A 15,961-nucleotide genomic window follows, 5' to 3' on the forward strand; every position below is an offset into this window, starting at 1 on the left:
GCAACCGGTAATTCCTCTCGCATATCGCCGGGCGGAATCGAGCGACATCATTGGCCGACAGCCTGCCGCCCACCCCACGCCCCGCAGCCCCCGCAGGAACCTTTCCCCCCTGGACATGGGTCCGAGCCCGATCCCCGCCTAAAATGGCGGCTTCCGCCTTCGCCTCGCTCCCCATGCCCGCCTCCGCACCCCGCTACATTCCGGTTGGTTCTTCCGTTTCGGTGGCCCCCGCCTCGGTCGCCGACGCCATCCGCATCCGCGGCGCGCGCCAGAACAACCTGCGCAACCTCTCGCTCGACCTGGCGCTGAACCGCCTCACCGTGGTCACCGGGGTGTCGGGCTCGGGCAAGTCCTCGCTGGTGTTCGACACCTTGTACGCCGAGGGCCAGCGGCGCTACGTCGAGACTTTCTCGCCCTACGCGCGCCAGTTCCTCGACCGCATGGACAAGCCGCAGGTGGATCGGATCGAGGGCGTGCCGCCGGCGATCGCGATCGACCAGACCAACCCGGTGCGCACCTCGCGCTCGACGGTGGGGACGATGACCGAGCTCGCCGACCACTTCAAGCTGCTCTACGCGCGCGCCGCGCAGCTGCACTGCTGCGGTTGTGGCAAGCCGGTGCGGCGCGATTCGGCCGACAGCATCGCCGCCGACCTGCGCGTGCGCGCGGCGGCGACGGGCGATCCGCGCCTGGTGGTGTGCTTTCCGCTGGCGGTGCCGGCGAACTTCAGCGCGGACGAGGTCGCCGGGCTGCTCGCCGCGCAGGGCTATACCCGGATCCAGGAACGGTGCGCCGGGGCCGGCGCCGAAGGGCAGGACGTGCTGCAGGTGGTGCAGGACCGCTTCCGCGCATCGAACGCCGAGGATGCGCGCCTGGCCGAAGCGCTGGAGGCGGCGCTGCAGCGCGGCCATGGTCGGCTGTCGGTGTATGTGTCAGGCGAAGGCGTGAACTCGGAGACAAGGAATGGGACGGGGACGCCGGGCGAGGCGGTGTGGCGCTATTCGTCCGGCCTGCACTGCGCAGACTGCGACCTTCATTATTCGGAGCCCACGCCCGGCCTGTTCTCGTTCAACTCACCGATCGGCGCCTGCGACACCTGCCGCGGCTTCGGCCGCGTGATCGGCGTCGATCACGGCCTGGTCGTACCCGACGAGTCAAAAACGCTGGCCGAAGGCGCGGTGAAGCCGTGGCAGACCGAGAGCTACCGCGAATGCCAGGACGACCTGGCGAAGATGGCGAAGAAGGCCGGGGTGGCGATGGACATCCCGGTGCGTGACCTGCCGCCGGAGCATCGCGCCTGGCTGTTCGAGGGCGACCCGAAGTGGAAGAGCTGGGACAGCTCGTGGCCGCGCTACTGGTACGGCGTGCGCCACTTCTTCGACTGGCTCGAGAGCAAGGCCTACAAGATGCACATCCGCGTGCTGCTGTCGCGCTACCGCAGCTACACGGAGTGCCCCGCCTGCCACGGCGCGCGGCTGAAGCCGGATGCGCTGCTGTGGCGGCTGCCGATTGCGGGGCAGGGTTTCGGCAGGAGCGGCTTTAGCCGTGAACCTGCGGAGGCTATCGACCATGGCGGGAAGGGTCGGGTGATCGCGGCTGAAGCCGCTCCTACGGGGCGGTCGACCGGTATTGCGATCCACGAACTGATGGCGCTGCCGGTCGATCGCATCCGCGCGGCGATCGAGGCCCTGGCGCTGCCCGGTGCGGCGGACGAGGCCACCGCGTTGGTGCTGGGCGAGATCCGCAGCCGGCTCGCCTACCTTGCCGACGTCGGCCTCGGCTACCTGACCCTGGACCGCCAGTCGCGCACGCTGTCGGGCGGCGAAGTGCAGCGCATCAACCTGACCACCGCGCTCGGCACTTCGCTGGTGAATACCCTGTTCGTGCTCGACGAACCTTCGATCGGGCTCCATCCGCGTGACATCGGCCGCATCCTCGGGGTGATGACGCGGTTGCGCGACGCCGGCAACACCCTGGTGGTGGTCGAGCACGACCCGCAGGTGATGGTGGCCGCCGATGAGTTGCTCGAGATCGGTCCCGGCCCCGGCGAGCGCGGCGGCAACATCGTCGCCCGCGGCACGCCGGCGGAGATCGCCGCCAACCCCGATTCGGTGACCGGCCCCTGGCTGGCGGGCAGGAAGCGCATCGACGTCGATCGCCCGCCGCGCCCGGTGGACGCCGACACGCCGCGCCTGAAGCTGGTCGGTGCGCGCCAGCACAACCTGCGCGACCTCAGCGTGGGCTTCCCGCTGCGGCGCCTGACCTGTCTCACCGGGGTGTCCGGCTCGGGCAAATCGACGCTGATCCAGGACGTGCTCCATCCGGCGCTCGCACGCCACTTCGGTGAGGCCGCCGGCGGTGCCGAGGCGGGAGCCTTCGACCGCCTCGCGGGTGTGGATAAGTTACGCGGTGTGGTGATGGTGGACCAGTCGCCGATCGGCAAGAGCTCGCGCTCCAACCCGGTCAGCTACGTTGGCGCCTGGGACCCGATCCGCGCCCTGTTCGCCGCCCTGCCGGAGGCGCAGCAGCGCGGCTATACCCCCGGCACCTTCAGCTTCAACGCCGGCCACGGCCGCTGTCCCACCTGCACCGGCTCCGGTTTCGAGCACGTCGAGATGCAGTTCCTGTCCGACGTCTGGCTGCGCTGCCCGGACTGTGACGGCAAGCGCTATCGGCCCGAAGTGCTTGAATTGCAATGGAACGGGCTGTCGGTGGCGGATGTGCTGGCGCTGACCGTGCACGAGGCGCTGGACGTGTTCGGCGCGCATCCCAAGGTCCTCGCCGCACTCGCGCCGCTGGCCGACGTCGGCCTCGACTACCTGCGCCTCGGCCAGCCGGTGCCGACGCTGTCGGGCGGCGAAGCGCAACGCCTCAAGCTCGCCGGCCACCTCGCCGAAGCCGCACAGCGCAAGCCTGTACGCAAAGCCAGTGCTGTGGATAAGTCTGGGGGCAAAGCTGGGGGCAAGCCGGAGCCGGGCCTGCTGTTCCTGTTCGACGAACCCACCACCGGCCTGCATTTCGAGGATGTCGCCACCCTCCTCGGCGCCTTCGACAAGCTGCTGCAGGCCGGCCACTCGCTGATCGTCATCGAGCACAACCTCGACGTGATCGCCGCTGCCGACTGGATCATCGACCTCGGCCCCGAGGGCGGCGAAGAGGGCGGTGCGATCGTCGTCGAAGGCCCGCCCGAGACGGTGCGCGCCCATGCCGCTTCGCATACCGGCGCCGCGCTGCGCGATTACGCCGAGGCGCTGAGGAAAATCGGGGCCAGGCCGACAGGGCGCGCGACGGGGGCTAGGGGCGACCCGCCGGGTCGCCCCTACGGCCATGCATTCGTCACGGGGCCGGAAAATTCCGGTCTGTCCCCTATTTCCCTCGGGACGGAAACCGGGGTCGCGGAACCGCGGGCGCAATATCGCCCGATCGCCGCTCCGGCGATTGAAATCCGCCACGCCCGCGAGCACAACCTGAAGAACGTCAGCCTGCAGATCCCGCGCGACCGCTTCACCGTGATCACCGGCCTGTCCGGTTCGGGTAAGTCCACGCTGGCCTTCGACATCGTCTTCGGCGAGGGCCAGCGCCGCTACCTGGAATCGCTCAACGCCTACGCCCGCCAGTTCGTCCAGCCCGCCAGCCGGCCCGACGTCGATGGCCTGTTCGGCATTCCGCCCACGGTGGCGATCGAGCAGCGCACCAGCCGCGGCGGCAGGAAGAGCACGGTGGCGACGCTGACCGAGATCCACCCCTTCCTGCGTCTGATGTACGTCAAGCTGGGCACCCAGTTCTGCCCCGACTGCGACGTGGCGGTGACGCCGCAGAGCTTCGAGGCCATCGTCGCCCAGCTTCAGCGTGAGCTGCGCGGCGCTTCGGTCGAGGTGCTGGCGCCGCTGGTGGTCAACCGCAAGGGCCTGTACACCGACCTCGCCAAGTGGGCGCGGGCCAAGGGCCATGCGCAACTGCGCGTCGATGGCGACTACCTGCCCACCGCCAGGTGGCCGCGCCTGGACCGCTACAAGGAGCACAACATCGAGCTGCCCGCCGGCAGGGTGGTGGTGCAGCCCGAGCACGAGGCCACGCTGCGCGAGCTCGTGCACCAGGCGCTGGAGATCGGCAAGGGCGTGATCAAGGTGCTCGAGACCGGCAAGCCCGGCGCGGCGCCGATCACCTTCTCCACCCTGCGCGCCTGCCCGAGCTGCGGCACCGGCTTTCCCGAGCCCGATCCGCGCCTGTTCTCGTACAACGCCAAGCACGGCTGGTGCCCCAAGTGCTACGGCACCGGGCTGAAGACCGCGGCGCGCATCGACGACCCGGATGCGCTCGACCTCGGCGATGCGGAAGAAGTCATCGTCAGCGACGAGCCCTGCCCCGCCTGCGCCGGCGCGCGCCTCAACCCGGTGGCGCGCGCGGTGCGCTTCCGCGAACTCGGCCTGCACCAGCTCGCCGCCTGGCCGGTGGACAAGGCGGCGGGCTTCTTCGCCGATCTGGCGCTCAACGCGCGCGAAACCGACATCGCCCGCGACCTGGTGAGCGAAATCCGCGGGCGGCTGGCCTTCCTCCAGCACGTTGGCCTCGGCTACCTCGCCCTCGACCGTGCCGCGCCCACGCTGTCGGGCGGTGAGGCGCAGCGCATCCGCCTCGCCGCCCAGCTCGGCTCCAACCTGCGCGGGGTGTGCTACATCCTCGACGAGCCCACCATCGGCCTCCATCCGCGCGACAACCGCCTGCTGCTCGACACCCTCGAAGCCCTGCGCGACCGCGGCAACACGCTGCTGGTGGTGGAGCACGACGAGGACACCATCCGCCGCGCCGACCACGTCATCGACCTCGGCCCCGGCGCCGGCGTGCGCGGCGGCCGCGTGGTCGCTGAGGGCACCATCGACGATCTGTTGAACGCGCCCGAATCGGCCACCGGCGAATGCTTCCGCCACCCGCTGCAGCATCCGCTGCGTCCGCGCCGCGCGGTGGCAGACGAGCATGCGGCGATCCGCATCGAGGGCGCCAACCTGCACAACCTGCGCGACCTTTCGGTGCGCATCCCGCTCGCGCGCCTCACCGTGGTCACCGGCGTCTCCGGCTCGGGCAAGTCCAGCCTCGCGCGCGACGTGATCCACACCAACCTGCGGGCGCGGCTGGGCGACCCCGAGGCCACCCGTGCCCGCCGCCGCGGCCAGGCCCAACCCAACGAGGTCGACCAGGCGCTGGTCGGCTGCAAGGCGATTCGCGGCTGGCAGCAGCTCGGCCGCGTGCTCGAAGTCGACCAGACCCCGATCGGCAAGACCCCGCGCTCCTGCCCGGCGACCTACGTCGGCTTCTGGGATGCGGTTCGCAAGCTCTTCGCCGACACTTTCGATGCCCGCACCCGCGGCTGGAACGCCTCGCGCTTCTCCTTCAATACCGGCGCCGGGCGCTGCCCGGTGTGCGACGGCGCCGGCCAGACCACGGTGGAGATGAGCTTCCTGCCCGACGTCAAGACGCCGTGCGAGGGCTGCGGCGGCGCGCGCTTCAACGCAGAGACCCTGTCGGTGCGGTGGAAGGACAGGACCGTGGCCGAGGTGCTGGCGATGGCGGTGGACGAGGCGGTGGGCTTCTTCTCCGCCCATCCGGCAATCGCCCACCCGCTGCAGCTGCTGCAGGACGTCGGCCTCGGCTACCTGAGCCTGGGCCAGCCCAGCCCGACGCTGTCGGGCGGCGAGGCGCAGCGCATCAAGCTGGTGACCGAACTGGCCAAGGTGCGCCGCCGCCCGGGCGATGCCGAGGACACCGGCGGCGTGCCGCTGCCCGCCGACAAGCACAGCCTGTACGTGCTCGACGAGCCCACCGTGGGCCTGCACATGGCCGACGTGGACAAGCTGATCCGTGTGCTCCACCGCCTGACGGATGCCGGCCACAGCGTGCTGGTGATCGAGCACGACCTCGACGTCATCGCCGAGGCCGACTGGTTGATCGACCTCGGCCCGGAAGGCGGCGACGGCGGCGGCCGGGTGGTGGCCGAAGGCCCGCCCGAGGTGGCGATGGCGACGCCGGCCTCACACACCGGGCGCCATCTGCGTGAGTTCCTGGTGCAGCGCAGGCCCGGATGATGCGGTGCAGCGGAACCATGGATTGATGTCTCGGTCATGGTTCGTTGCGGGAGCCCGCTCCCACGGTTTGCGGCGTCGGCCGCCCATCGAACGAGCATGGATGAAGGAACCAAAACGATGAATATGCGCAGGGTGCGGGTCTGGGATCTTCCCACCCGTCTGTTCCACTGGCTGCTGGCCGTGCTGGTCGTGGCGGCCTACGTCACCGCCCAGGTCGGCGCCAGCCTGATCGAATGGCATGGCCGGGTCGGCATCGCCATCACCGTGCTGCTCGCCTTCCGCCTGGTGTGGGGGGTGATCGGCTCGACCTACGCCCGCTTCGCCGACTTCGTGCCCGGTCCGGCGCACCTGTGGGCGCACCTGCGCGGGCACTGGAGCGGGCTGGGGCATAACCCGCTCGGCGCGCTGTCGGTGCTGGCCTTGCTCGGGGTGATGCTCTACCAGGCCGTCACCGGGCTGTTCTCCAACGACGAGATCGCCTTCTCCGCCCCGCTGCGCGCGCTGGTGAGCAGCGACACCAGCGACTGGCTGTCCGGGCTGCACCGGCAGAACTACTGGGCGATCATCGTGCTGGTCGTGGTGCACGTCTGCGCGGTGCTGTTCTACGCGCTGGTCAAGAAGGACAACCTGCTGCGGCCGATGATCACCGGCATGAAGGAGGTCGACGAAGCCGACGCCCAGCCCGCGCAGGGCGGCGGCATGTTCGCCTTCGTGATCGCGCTGGCGATCACCGCGGCGGTGCTCTACCTCGCCACCGGCAGCTTCATCGAACCGCCCCCGCCGCCGCCGCCCGCGGCCTGGTGAGGCCTTGCGGCCGGGGTGGGTGCATCACTCCATGCGGTACTTGTCGTGACAGGCCTTGCAGGTCGCGCCGGTATCGCTGAAGGCTTGCTGCACTGCGGCCTTGTCGCCGCCGGCGGCGACCTTGGCAAGGTTGGCGGCGGCGGCGTTGAAGTCGGTGGCGAGCTTGCCGACGTTTGGCATCTGCTGGAAGAACTCCGGCTTGACGCGGGTCTTTAGGCTGCCGATGTCCTTCTCGGTGCCCGGGCCGTAGAGCGCGCCCATGCCCGAGCCGGCAATGCCGGCGATGGCGTTGGCGGCAGCCTGGACCTGCTGGGCGTTGTATTCGCCTTCGAGATTGGCCTTGATCTTGCCCATGTTCCAGCTCATGAAGCTGTAGCCGGCCTGGCGGAACTTGATCTGGTCCTCGGGCTTGACCTGGGCCGAGGCGGCGCTGGCGAGCGACAGGGCGAGCACGCCGAAAACGGTGCGGAGAAAGGGTTTGTGCATGGTGACCTCGTGTCGTGGGAAGGGGATGGACGAAAGGGGGCCGGCGAAAGGGGATGAGCGAAGCGGACCGGCCTCGCGCAAGCCCGCTTCATTAGATTGCGATTATATTCTAAAGGGATCGATGCCGCCCCGCCACGCCGTGGCGCCGGGGCGGCGGTCGCTTAGTCGATGCGCACGGGCACGAAGATGCGCGCTTCACCGCGCTGTACCAGCACGGCGAAGCGATTGCCGGCGCGCTCGAGGAGGGTGCGCAGTTCGCCCACGGATGCGAGGACCTGGTTGTTCACCGCGAGGATGACGTCGCCGCGCTGGATACCGGCGCGCGCCGCGGCGCCATCCACCCCTTCGACGACGACGCCGCCGCGTAGCTTGAGCTCGCCGGCTTCCTGCGCGGTCAGCGCGCGCACGCTGAGGCCGAGCTTGGGACCCAGGCTCTCGACCTGGCTCGGCGCCGCAGGGGCGGCGCTGGCGACGGTGCTGTCGGTGCGCAGCTCGTCGAGAGTCGCGACCACGTCGCGGCTGCGGCCGTTGCGCCAGATTTCCATCCGCACCTCGGTGCCGGGGCGCTTGTCGCCGATCACTCGCGGCAGTTCGGAAGAGTCGGTGATGCGCCGGCCGTCGACGCCGAGCACCACGTCGCCCGCCTGCAGCCCGGCTTTCTCCGCTGCGCTGCCTGCATCCACGCTCGCCACCAGGGCGCCGCGCGCATCCGGCAGGCCGAAGGACTGGGCGAGATCCTTGCTCACCTCCTGGATGGCGATGCCCAGGCGGCCGCGCTGCACGCGGCCATGGGCGACGAGCTGGTCCTTGACGTTCATCGCGACGTCGATCGGGATCGCGAACGAGATCCCCATGAAGCCGCCCGAGCGCGAATAGATCTGCGAGTTGATGCCGATCACCTCGCCGCCGAGGTTGAACAGCGGCCCGCCCGAGTTGCCGGGGTTGATCGCGACGTCGGTCTGGATGAAGGGCACGTAGGTCTCGTCGGGCAGGCGGCGCGCCTTCGCCGAGATGATGCCGGCGGTGACGGTGTTGTCGAAGCCGAAGGGCGAGCCCATCGCCACCACCCACTCGCCGACGCGGGCGTTTTCGGCATTGCCGATCTTCACCACGGGCAGGTCCTTGGCGTCGATCTTGAGCAGGGCGACGTCGGTGCGGCGATCGATGCCGACCACGGTGGCCTTGAACTCGCGCTTGTCGATCAGGGTCACGGTGACTTCGGAGAGCGTGGCGTCGGTGTTTTCACCGGCGACGACGTGGGCGTTGGTCAGCACGTAACCGTCCTTGCTGACGATGAAGCCGGAGCCGATCCCCTGCCGCGGGCGCGGCCCCATTCCGGGCTGGCCGGGCATGCCCGGTACCGGTACGCCGAAGCGGCGCAGGAAATCGTAGAAGGGGTCGTTGGCGAAGGGGTGCTCGCCCATCGTGCCCTGTGCCTGGCGCTGGACCACGCTGATGTTCACCACCGCGGGGCCGACCTGTTCGACGAGGTCGCCGAAATCGGGCAGGCCGTAGCGGTTCGGTGCCACCATCGAGGACGCCGGTGCGGAGGCCTGGGCGAAGGCGGGCGACAGAAGGGTGCCCTGCGGGAGCGCGACCGCAAGGGCGGCGGCTAGGGTGCTGACGGCTAGGATTTTTCGCATAGCGGGATTCTTCGAAAGTAATGGGGAAGGAGTCGGCCTGCTGGCAATCGACCTGCTGTGGTGGACGCGGGTTCCGCCGTCCTGTTCCCGAGAAGACTCCGGCTTTCAGATCGGGGCCACCCGCGGCGGGTTCAAGCCGGCTCCCGATCCTCGCCGTGGGCGCATCCGGGTACGCAGGAGGCGGGGTGACGGGGTAACATCCGGGAACTGCCGGCCTATGGTTTCATAATCCTTCCTGCGTGTCGCCGCCATGACTCTTACCGATCTGCGTTATCTCGTCGCGCTCGCCCACGAGCGCCATTTCGGGCGCGCTGCCGAAAAGTGCCACGTCTCCCAGCCCACCTTGTCGGTGGCGATCAAGAAGGTCGAGGACGAGCTCGGCATCCAGCTGTTCGAGCGCAGCGCCACCGAAGTGAAGATCACCGAGACCGGGCGGCGGATCGTCGTCCAGGCGGAAAAGGTGCTGATGGAGGCGGGCCAGATCCAGGAGATCGCCGCCGCCGGCAAGGACCCCCTGGCCGGGCCGCTGCGGGTCGGGGTGATCTACACCATCGGCCCCTACCTGCTGCCGCGGCTGATTCCGCGCGTGCACCAGCTCGCGCCGAAAATGCCGCTGATCATCCAGGAAAACTACACCGCGAGGCTTGCCGAAGCGCTCAAGCGCGGCGAGCTCGACGTCATCGTCATCAGCCTGCCGTTCGACGAGAGCGGCGTGGTGGTGCAGCCGGTGTATGACGAACCCTTCCGCGTGCTGATGCCGGCGGAACACCCGTGGACGCGGGAAGCGCGCATCGACCCCGAGCATCTCGCCGAAGACCAGCTGCTGCTGCTCGGCGCCGGCAACTGCTTTCGCGAACAGGTACTCGAAGTGTGCCCGAGCTGCCGCAACATCGGCGGTCTGCAGCGCACCCTGGAAGGCAGCTCGCTGGAGACGATCCGTCACATGGTCGCCACCGGGCTCGGGGTCACCGTGCTGCCCAGCTCGGCGGCCGACGAGCTGACGGCGCAGAACCCGCTGGTCGCGGTGCGTCCTTTCGCCGAACCCGAGCCCTCGCGGCGGGTGGCGCTGGCCTGGCGGGTGACCTATCCGCGCAGCGGCGCGATCGACGTGCTGCGCACGGCGATCCTCGACAGCGCGCTGCCGGGGGCGAGGCCGGTCGGTCGTGCGCCGGGGCTCGAAGCGCTGGTCGGCGCCTGAGTCATAGTCTCCATAGATCGAAGATATTTTTTCGATCGATTGGATCGATCGATCCGATTGGTTTAGCATCGAAACATGAGCCAGGCGCTGTACCGATGCGCCTTCCGACATACCTCACGATCCCACCACCGCGCACGGAGAACGACATGAAAATCGATATCGGCATCAACGAACAGGACCGCATCCAGATCGCCGACGGGCTGTCCCATCTGCTCGCCGACAGCTACACGCTGTACCTGATGACGCACAACTTCCACTGGAACGTCACCGGGCCGATGTTCAATACCCTGCACCTGATGTTCGAGCAACAGTACACCGAGCTCGCACTGGCGGTGGATCTGATCGCCGAGCGCATCCGCGCCCTCGGCTGCCCGGCACCGGGCACCTACCAGGCCTTCCAGAAGCTCACCAGCCTGGCCGAACCCGAAGGCGTGCCCAACGCGCAGGACATGATCCGCCAACTCGTCCGCGGCCAGGAAGCGGTGATCAGGACCGCACGCAGCATCGCCCCGGTCGCGGACAAAGCGGCCGACGAGCCGACCCTCGACCTGCTGACCCAGCGCATGCAGGTGCACGAGAAGAACGCCTGGATGCTGCGCAGCCTGCTCGAAGGCTGAGGCGGGAATCCTCCATTGCGAAGTACGAAACGGGCCGCAAGGCCCGTTTCGCATTCACGGCTGCGCCCGCCACGGTGCGGCGGCCGACCGCCACCCGGCCCCACCTGCCCGGACCCGGCGCTCACCCGCCGGCATAGCGCAGGCGGGAAGCGGGCCGCGGCGGGCGGGCGATGTGTTCCAGCGGCAGGACGTGGGTCTGCTTGATCTTGTGCAGGGCGATGTCGGTCTTGATGTTGGCGACGCCGGGCAGGCGCAGCAGGCGCTTCATCATCAGCTCGGAAAAGGCGGCCAGATCGGGGGCGACGATGCGCAGCACGTAGTCGGCGCTGCCGCTCACCGAAAAGCATTCGAGCACTTCGGGAAGCGCGGCGACGCCGCTTTCGAAGGCGTCGGGGCGCTGTGCGCCGTGGCGTTCGAGGGTGACGTGGGCGAAGGCGGTGACGCCGAGGCCGAGCGCAGCCGGATCGAGCAGCGCCGCATAGCCGGCGATGAGGCCGGCGTCCTGCAGGCGCTGCAGCCGGCGGCTGACCTGTGAGGCCGACAGGTGCACGCGCTCGCCGAGCACGGCGTTGGTGGCGTCACCGCTGCGCTGCAGCGCGTCGAGGAGGGCGAGGTCGTGGCGGTCGACCGTGATGGCGTTCATCATCCAGAACCTTAATGCACGAAACGTGCATATCATCGCACTTCAAGGTGCTAAAAAGCGCACATCGTGCAGGGTATGCGCAGCATAATTTTCCGACCATTCCGGAGGAGACAAGCATGAACCTGACCGAATCCCTGCTCCATGCGCTGAAGGCGCATGGCGCCCGCCAGATCTTCGGCATTCCCGGCGACTTCGCCCTGCCTTACTTCCGCATCATCGAGGAGTCGCGGATCCTGCCGCTGTACACCCTGTCGCACGAGCCTGCGGTCGGTTTCGCCGCCGACGCCGCGGCCCGCGTCGGCGGCGGGCTGGGGGTGGCAGCGGTCACCTACGGTGCCGGTGCGCTCAACATGGTCAATGCGGTGGCCGCCGCCTACGCCGAAAAATCCCCGCTGGTGGTGCTCTCCGGCGGCCCGGGCAAAGGCGAGTCGCGTTCCGGCCTGCTCCTCCACCACCAGGCCAAGACGCTCGATTCGCAATTCCAGATCTTCCGCGAGATCACCTGCGACCAGGTGCGCCTGGACGACGCCGCGCGCGCCCCGGCCGACATCGCCCGCGTGCTCGCCAGCGCCCTGCGCAACTCGCAGCCGGTGTACATCGAGATTCCGCGCGACATGGTCGCGGTGCCGTGCGCGCCGGTGGTCGCCGAAGCGCCGCCGGTGGTCGATGCCGAGGCCCTCGCTGCCTGCGTCGACGAGATCCTCGCGCGCATCGGCCGCGCCCGCGCGCCGGTGCTGATGGCGGGCATCGAAGTGCGCCGCTTCGGCCTCGAGGACAAGGTCGCCGAACTGTCGCGCCGCCTCGGCCTGCCGGTGGTCACCAGCTTCATGAGCCGCGGCCTGCTCGCCGAGCAGGACGCGCCGCTGATGGGCACCTACATGGGCCGCGCCGGCCTGCCCGAAGTCACCCGCCTGGTGGAGGATTCCGACGGCCTGTTCCTGCTCGGGGTGATCGTCTGCGACACCAACTTCGCGGTGTCGGAAAAGCACATCGACCTGCGCAAGACGATCCACGCCTTCGATGGGCGGGTGACGATCAGCTATCATACCTATCCGGCGATTCCCCTCGGCGCCCTCGTCGACGGCCTGCTCGCCCGCGTGCCGGCCCGCAGCGCCGCGGTCGGCGGCGAGCGTCAGGTGTTTCCGCGCGGCCTGGTCGCCGACGACGCCCCGGTGTCGCCGTCCGACATCGCCACCGCGGTCAACGACCTGATGGCCACGCACGGCAAGCTGCCGATCGCGGCCGACGTCGGCGACTGCCTGTTTACCGCGATGGACATCGAGAACACCGCCCTGGTCGCACCCGGCTACTACGCCACGATGGGCTACGGCGTGCCCGCCGGCTTCGGCGTGCAGGTCGCGACCGGCCAGCGTCCGCTGATCCTGGTCGGCGACGGCGCCTTCCAGATGACCGGCATGGAGCTGGGCAACTGCCGGCGCTACGGCTGGGACCCGATCGTGCTGCTGTTCAACAACGCGAGCTGGGAGATGCTGCGCACCTTCCAGCCCGAATCGGGCTTCAACGACCTCGGCGACTGGGGCTTCGCGCAGATGGCGACCGGCCTCGGCGGCGACGGCGTGCGCGTCCATACCCGTGCCCAGCTGAAGGCGGCGCTCGACACCGCGCTCGCCACCCGCGGCCGCTTCCAGCTGATCGAGGTGATGATTCCGCGCGGGGTGCTGTCGGAGACGCTGTCGCGCTTCGTCAACAGCGTCAAGCGCCTGACCGTGGCCAAGCCGGACTGAAGCGCTCCGCCCGGCGGGCGGCGCGCCGTTCCGGAAAGGCGGGGGGCGGCGGGGGCGGTTTCAGCCCGCCTTGGGCGCCGCGGTGCGCTTGCGCGCGGCCGGCTTGGCGGCCGCAGGGGGTTCGCCGGCGGCGTCGGCATCGTTGCCGGCTTTCGCCGCTGCGCTCTTGGCGCCGGCTTTCGGTGCCTTGGCCTCGAACTCGAAGCCGACCTTGCCGTCCTTGCCGCGCACCAGGTAGGCGGAGAACTTGCGCCGGGTGCGCGCCGAGACGAAGCCCTTGAGCAGCTCGGTCTTGCCTTCGGTCAGCAGCCTCGCCATCTGCTCGCGCTCGATCGGCTGCTGCAGGATGACCTTGCCGGAGCGGAAATCGCAGCTCTTGCCCGGCCCCACGGATTTTTCGCAGACATAGGCCATGCCGTGCTCGAACACCCGGGCGGCGCACTTCGGGCAGGCGCCGACCGGCTGCTGGGCGGAGAAGTCCACCGCCTCGGCTTCCTCGCCTTCCTTCGGCTGGCCGAAGTCGAAGGTGGGCTGCTGGTCGTCGTTCAACACGATGTCGGCGTTGAACAGTCGTCCCATCTTGTTGCGAAAGCCCAGCAGCGGGCCGACCTTGCCCGTGCGCAGCAGGGTCTCGATCTCGTCGTACTCGAACTGGCGCCCGGCGACGATCTTCCACGTACTCCAGTCGCAGCTCTGGCAGGCGAACTTCTTGTAGTTTTCCTTCACCACCCCGCCGCACTTCGGGCACGGGGTCTGCAGGGTGACGAACTCGCCCGGCACGGTGTCGGACTCGTAACGCTTGGCGCGCTCGACGACCTCGCGCGTCATCTCGGCGATCTCGTTCATGAAGGCTTCGCGGCTGAGCTTGCCGTGCTCCATCTGCGCGAGCTTGTATTCCCAGCCGCCAGTGAGCTCGGGCGAGGTCAGCGCGGTCACGTCCAGGCCCTTCAACAGGGTGATCAGCGAGAACGCCTTCGCGCTCGGGATCAGCTCACGACCGTCACGGTGGATGTACTGCTCGCTGATCAGGCCCTCGATGATCTGCGCGCGCGTGGCCGGGGTGCCGAGGCCGCGCTCGGCCATCGCCGCGCGCAGTTCCTCGTCGTCGACCATCTTGCCCGCGCCTTCCATCGCCGACAGCAGGGTGGCTTCGTTGAAGCGCGCCGGCGGCTTGGTCTGCAGCGACTTGACCACGATGTCCTCGGTGGACACGGTCTCGCCCTGCTTCACCGCGACCAGCTGCGGGCCGCCGCCGTCTTTCGCATCCTTCTCGTCGCTGGCCGCTTCCTTGCCATACACCGCAAGCCAGCCCGGATTGACCAGCACCTTGCCCTCGGTCTTGAAGGCTTCGCCCTCGACGCGGGTGATGCGGGTGGTGATCTGGTACTCGGCCGCGGGGTAGAACACCGCGAGGAAGCGCTTGGTGACGAGGTCGTAGATCTTGTGTTCGGCCTCCGACAGGCTTTTCGGCAGCGCCCCGGTGGGGATGATGGCGAAGTGGTCGGAGATCTTGGCGTTGTTGAAGATGCGCTTGTTCGGCTTCACCCAGCCCTGCCTGGCGATTTCGTTGGCGAAGGGCGCGTACTGGTCGGGCAGGGTGCGCAGCACCTCGCCCACGGTGGCGAGGTAGTCCTCGGGCAGGGCGCGCGCGTCGGTACGCGGGTAGGTCAGCACCTTGTGCTTCTCGTACAGCGCCTGCGCGAGCTGCAGCGTAACGCGGGCGGAGAAGCCGAAGCGGCCGTTGGCCTCGCGCTGCAGGCTGGTGAGGTCGAACAGTAGTGGCGACAGCTGGGTGGAGGGCTTGGCCTCCTCGCTGACCACGCCCGCCTTGCCTTCGCATCTGGCGCGGATGGCCTCGGCCTGCGCCTTGTCCCACAGGCGGAAGGCGGTGGCGTGCTCGTCGCCCTCGGGGCGCTTGAATTTCTCGTCGAACCAGCGCCCCGGGTATTCGCCGGCGGCGCAGCCGAAGCGCGCCTCCAGCTCCCAGTAGTCGCGCGACTTGAACTTGCGGATGCGGTCCTCGCGCTCCACCACCATCGCCAAGGTCGGGGTCTGCACGCGGCCCACGGTGGTGAGGTGAAAGCCCCCGGTTCTGGAGTTGAACGCGGTCATCGCCCGGGTGCCGTTGATGCCGATCAGCCAGTCCGATTCGGCGCGGCAGATCGCGGCGTTGCGCAGGCCCTCGACGTCCTGCGCGGCGCGCAGGTGGGCGAAGCCGTCGCGGATCGCCTGCGCCGTCATCGACTGCAGCCACAGGCGCTGCATCGGCTTCTTGGTGCCGGCATGCTGGGCGATGAAGTTGAAGATCAGCTCGCCCTCGCGGCCCGCGTCGCAGGCGTTGATGAGGCCGGTGACGTCCTTTCTCTTGATCAGCCGGGTCAGCAGTTTCAAGCGGTCCTCGGTCTTCTCGATCGGCCTGACCGCGAAGTGGGGCGGAATCACCGGCAGATGGGCGAAGGTCCATTTGCCGCGCTTGACTTCGAACTCCTCGGGCACGGCGAGCTCGAGAAGGTGGCCGACGGCCGACGACAGCACATAGCCGTCGGACTCGTAGTAGTCCTTCTCCTTGGTGAAGCCGCCCAGCGCACGGGCGATGTCCTGCGCGACGGAAGGCTTTTCCGCGATGATCAGTTGCTTGCTCATGCTTTGGCAGAAGGGGGGGCTGGGCGCCGGCAGGCGCGGGGGTTCAGGGAGCGGCCGATGATAAGGACAGCGTGCTTGCGCGTGCAAGCCGGTTGGGTGATG

Annotated in this window: 9 protein-coding genes; 5 read left to right on the forward strand and 4 right to left on the reverse strand. The window is 68.9% G+C overall.

The genetic code is table 11. The features are described 5' to 3' along the window. Positions 1 to 173: 173 nt before the first annotated feature. Together Tchl_RS00330 and Tchl_RS00335 are read left to right on the forward strand one after the other, a co-directional pair. Positions 174 to 6,080, forward strand: coding sequence for an excinuclease ABC subunit UvrA (locus tag Tchl_RS00330; RefSeq protein WP_075149508.1), 5,907 nt, complete (start codon positions 174 to 176; stop codon positions 6,078 to 6,080). A gap of 123 nt (positions 6,081 to 6,203) precedes the next feature. Continuing rightward, the gene (locus Tchl_RS00335) at positions 6,204 to 6,884 is read left to right on the forward strand and encodes a cytochrome b/b6 domain-containing protein (protein WP_083945276.1); all 681 of its coding nucleotides are present in this window, start codon (positions 6,204 to 6,206) and stop codon (positions 6,882 to 6,884) included. A 24-nt stretch (positions 6,885 to 6,908) separates the two neighbouring features. On the opposite strand, the gene Tchl_RS00340 is transcribed toward Tchl_RS00335, so the two are convergent. Together Tchl_RS00340 and Tchl_RS00345 are read right to left on the reverse strand one after the other, a co-directional pair. Beyond that, positions 6,909 to 7,370: a c-type cytochrome gene (locus Tchl_RS00340; protein ID WP_075146648.1), complete on the reverse strand. Its 462-nt coding sequence runs from the start codon at positions 7,368 to 7,370 to the stop codon at positions 6,909 to 6,911. Between the two features lie 161 nt (positions 7,371 to 7,531). Further along, positions 7,532 to 9,013, reverse strand: a complete 1,482-nt coding sequence (locus tag Tchl_RS00345) for a DegQ family serine endoprotease (protein ID WP_075146649.1) — start codon at positions 9,011 to 9,013, stop codon at positions 7,532 to 7,534. A 250-nt stretch (positions 9,014 to 9,263) separates the two neighbouring features. Here Tchl_RS00345 and Tchl_RS00350 point away from each other — a divergent pair, with 250 nt between their 5' ends. Both Tchl_RS00350 and Tchl_RS00355 read left to right on the forward strand, forming a co-directional pair. After that, positions 9,264 to 10,211: a hydrogen peroxide-inducible genes activator gene (locus Tchl_RS00350; RefSeq protein ID WP_075146650.1), complete on the forward strand. Its 948-nt coding sequence runs from the start codon at positions 9,264 to 9,266 to the stop codon at positions 10,209 to 10,211. A 146-nt stretch (positions 10,212 to 10,357) separates the two neighbouring features. Continuing rightward, entirely contained in the window at positions 10,358 to 10,828 is a 471-nt protein-coding gene (locus Tchl_RS00355; protein ID WP_075146651.1) for a Dps family protein, read from the forward strand. Between the two features lie 121 nt (positions 10,829 to 10,949). Here the strand turns inward: Tchl_RS00355 and Tchl_RS00360 are convergent, their stop codons facing one another. After that, positions 10,950 to 11,471, reverse strand: coding sequence for an Lrp/AsnC family transcriptional regulator (locus Tchl_RS00360; RefSeq protein WP_075146652.1), 522 nt, complete (start codon positions 11,469 to 11,471; stop codon positions 10,950 to 10,952). A 116-nt stretch (positions 11,472 to 11,587) separates the two neighbouring features. Between Tchl_RS00360 and ipdC the strand changes: the two genes are divergently transcribed. Next, positions 11,588 to 13,216, forward strand: coding sequence for an indolepyruvate/phenylpyruvate decarboxylase (gene ipdC, locus Tchl_RS00365; RefSeq protein ID WP_075146653.1), 1,629 nt, complete (start codon positions 11,588 to 11,590; stop codon positions 13,214 to 13,216). A 60-nt stretch (positions 13,217 to 13,276) separates the two neighbouring features. Here the strand turns inward: ipdC and Tchl_RS00370 are convergent, their stop codons facing one another. Next, on the reverse strand, positions 13,277 to 15,859 hold the full coding sequence (locus tag Tchl_RS00370) for a DNA topoisomerase III (RefSeq protein ID WP_075146654.1): 2,583 nt from the start codon (positions 15,857 to 15,859) through the stop codon (positions 13,277 to 13,279). Positions 15,860 to 15,961 lie beyond the last annotated feature (102 nt).

The sequence above is a fragment of the Thauera chlorobenzoica genome, assembly GCF_001922305.1.
In the GTDB taxonomy this organism is placed as follows: Bacteria; Pseudomonadota; Gammaproteobacteria; order Burkholderiales; family Rhodocyclaceae; genus Thauera; species Thauera chlorobenzoica.

Excerpts from the sequence above, each read along its gene's own strand:
- Tchl_RS00340 (WP_075146648.1), bottom strand. The coding sequence starts at position 7,370 with ATGCACAAACCCTTTCTCCGCACCGTTTTCGGCGTGCTCGCCCTGTCG.
- Tchl_RS00350 (WP_075146650.1), top strand. The coding sequence starts at position 9,264 with ATGACTCTTACCGATCTGCGTTATCTCGTCGCGCTCGCCCACGAGCGC.
- Tchl_RS00355 (WP_075146651.1), top strand. The coding sequence starts at position 10,358 with ATGAAAATCGATATCGGCATCAACGAACAGGACCGCATCCAGATCGCC.
- ipdC (WP_075146653.1), top strand. The coding sequence starts at position 11,588 with ATGAACCTGACCGAATCCCTGCTCCATGCGCTGAAGGCGCATGGCGCC.
- Tchl_RS00345 (WP_075146649.1), bottom strand. The coding sequence starts at position 9,013 with ATGCGAAAAATCCTAGCCGTCAGCACCCTAGCCGCCGCCCTTGCGGTC.
- Tchl_RS00330 (WP_075149508.1), top strand. The coding sequence starts at position 174 with ATGCCCGCCTCCGCACCCCGCTACATTCCGGTTGGTTCTTCCGTTTCG.
- Tchl_RS00335 (WP_083945276.1), top strand. The coding sequence starts at position 6,204 with ATGCGCAGGGTGCGGGTCTGGGATCTTCCCACCCGTCTGTTCCACTGG.
- Tchl_RS00360 (WP_075146652.1), bottom strand. The coding sequence starts at position 11,471 with ATGAACGCCATCACGGTCGACCGCCACGACCTCGCCCTCCTCGACGCG.
- Tchl_RS00370 (WP_075146654.1), bottom strand. The coding sequence starts at position 15,859 with ATGAGCAAGCAACTGATCATCGCGGAAAAGCCTTCCGTCGCGCAGGAC.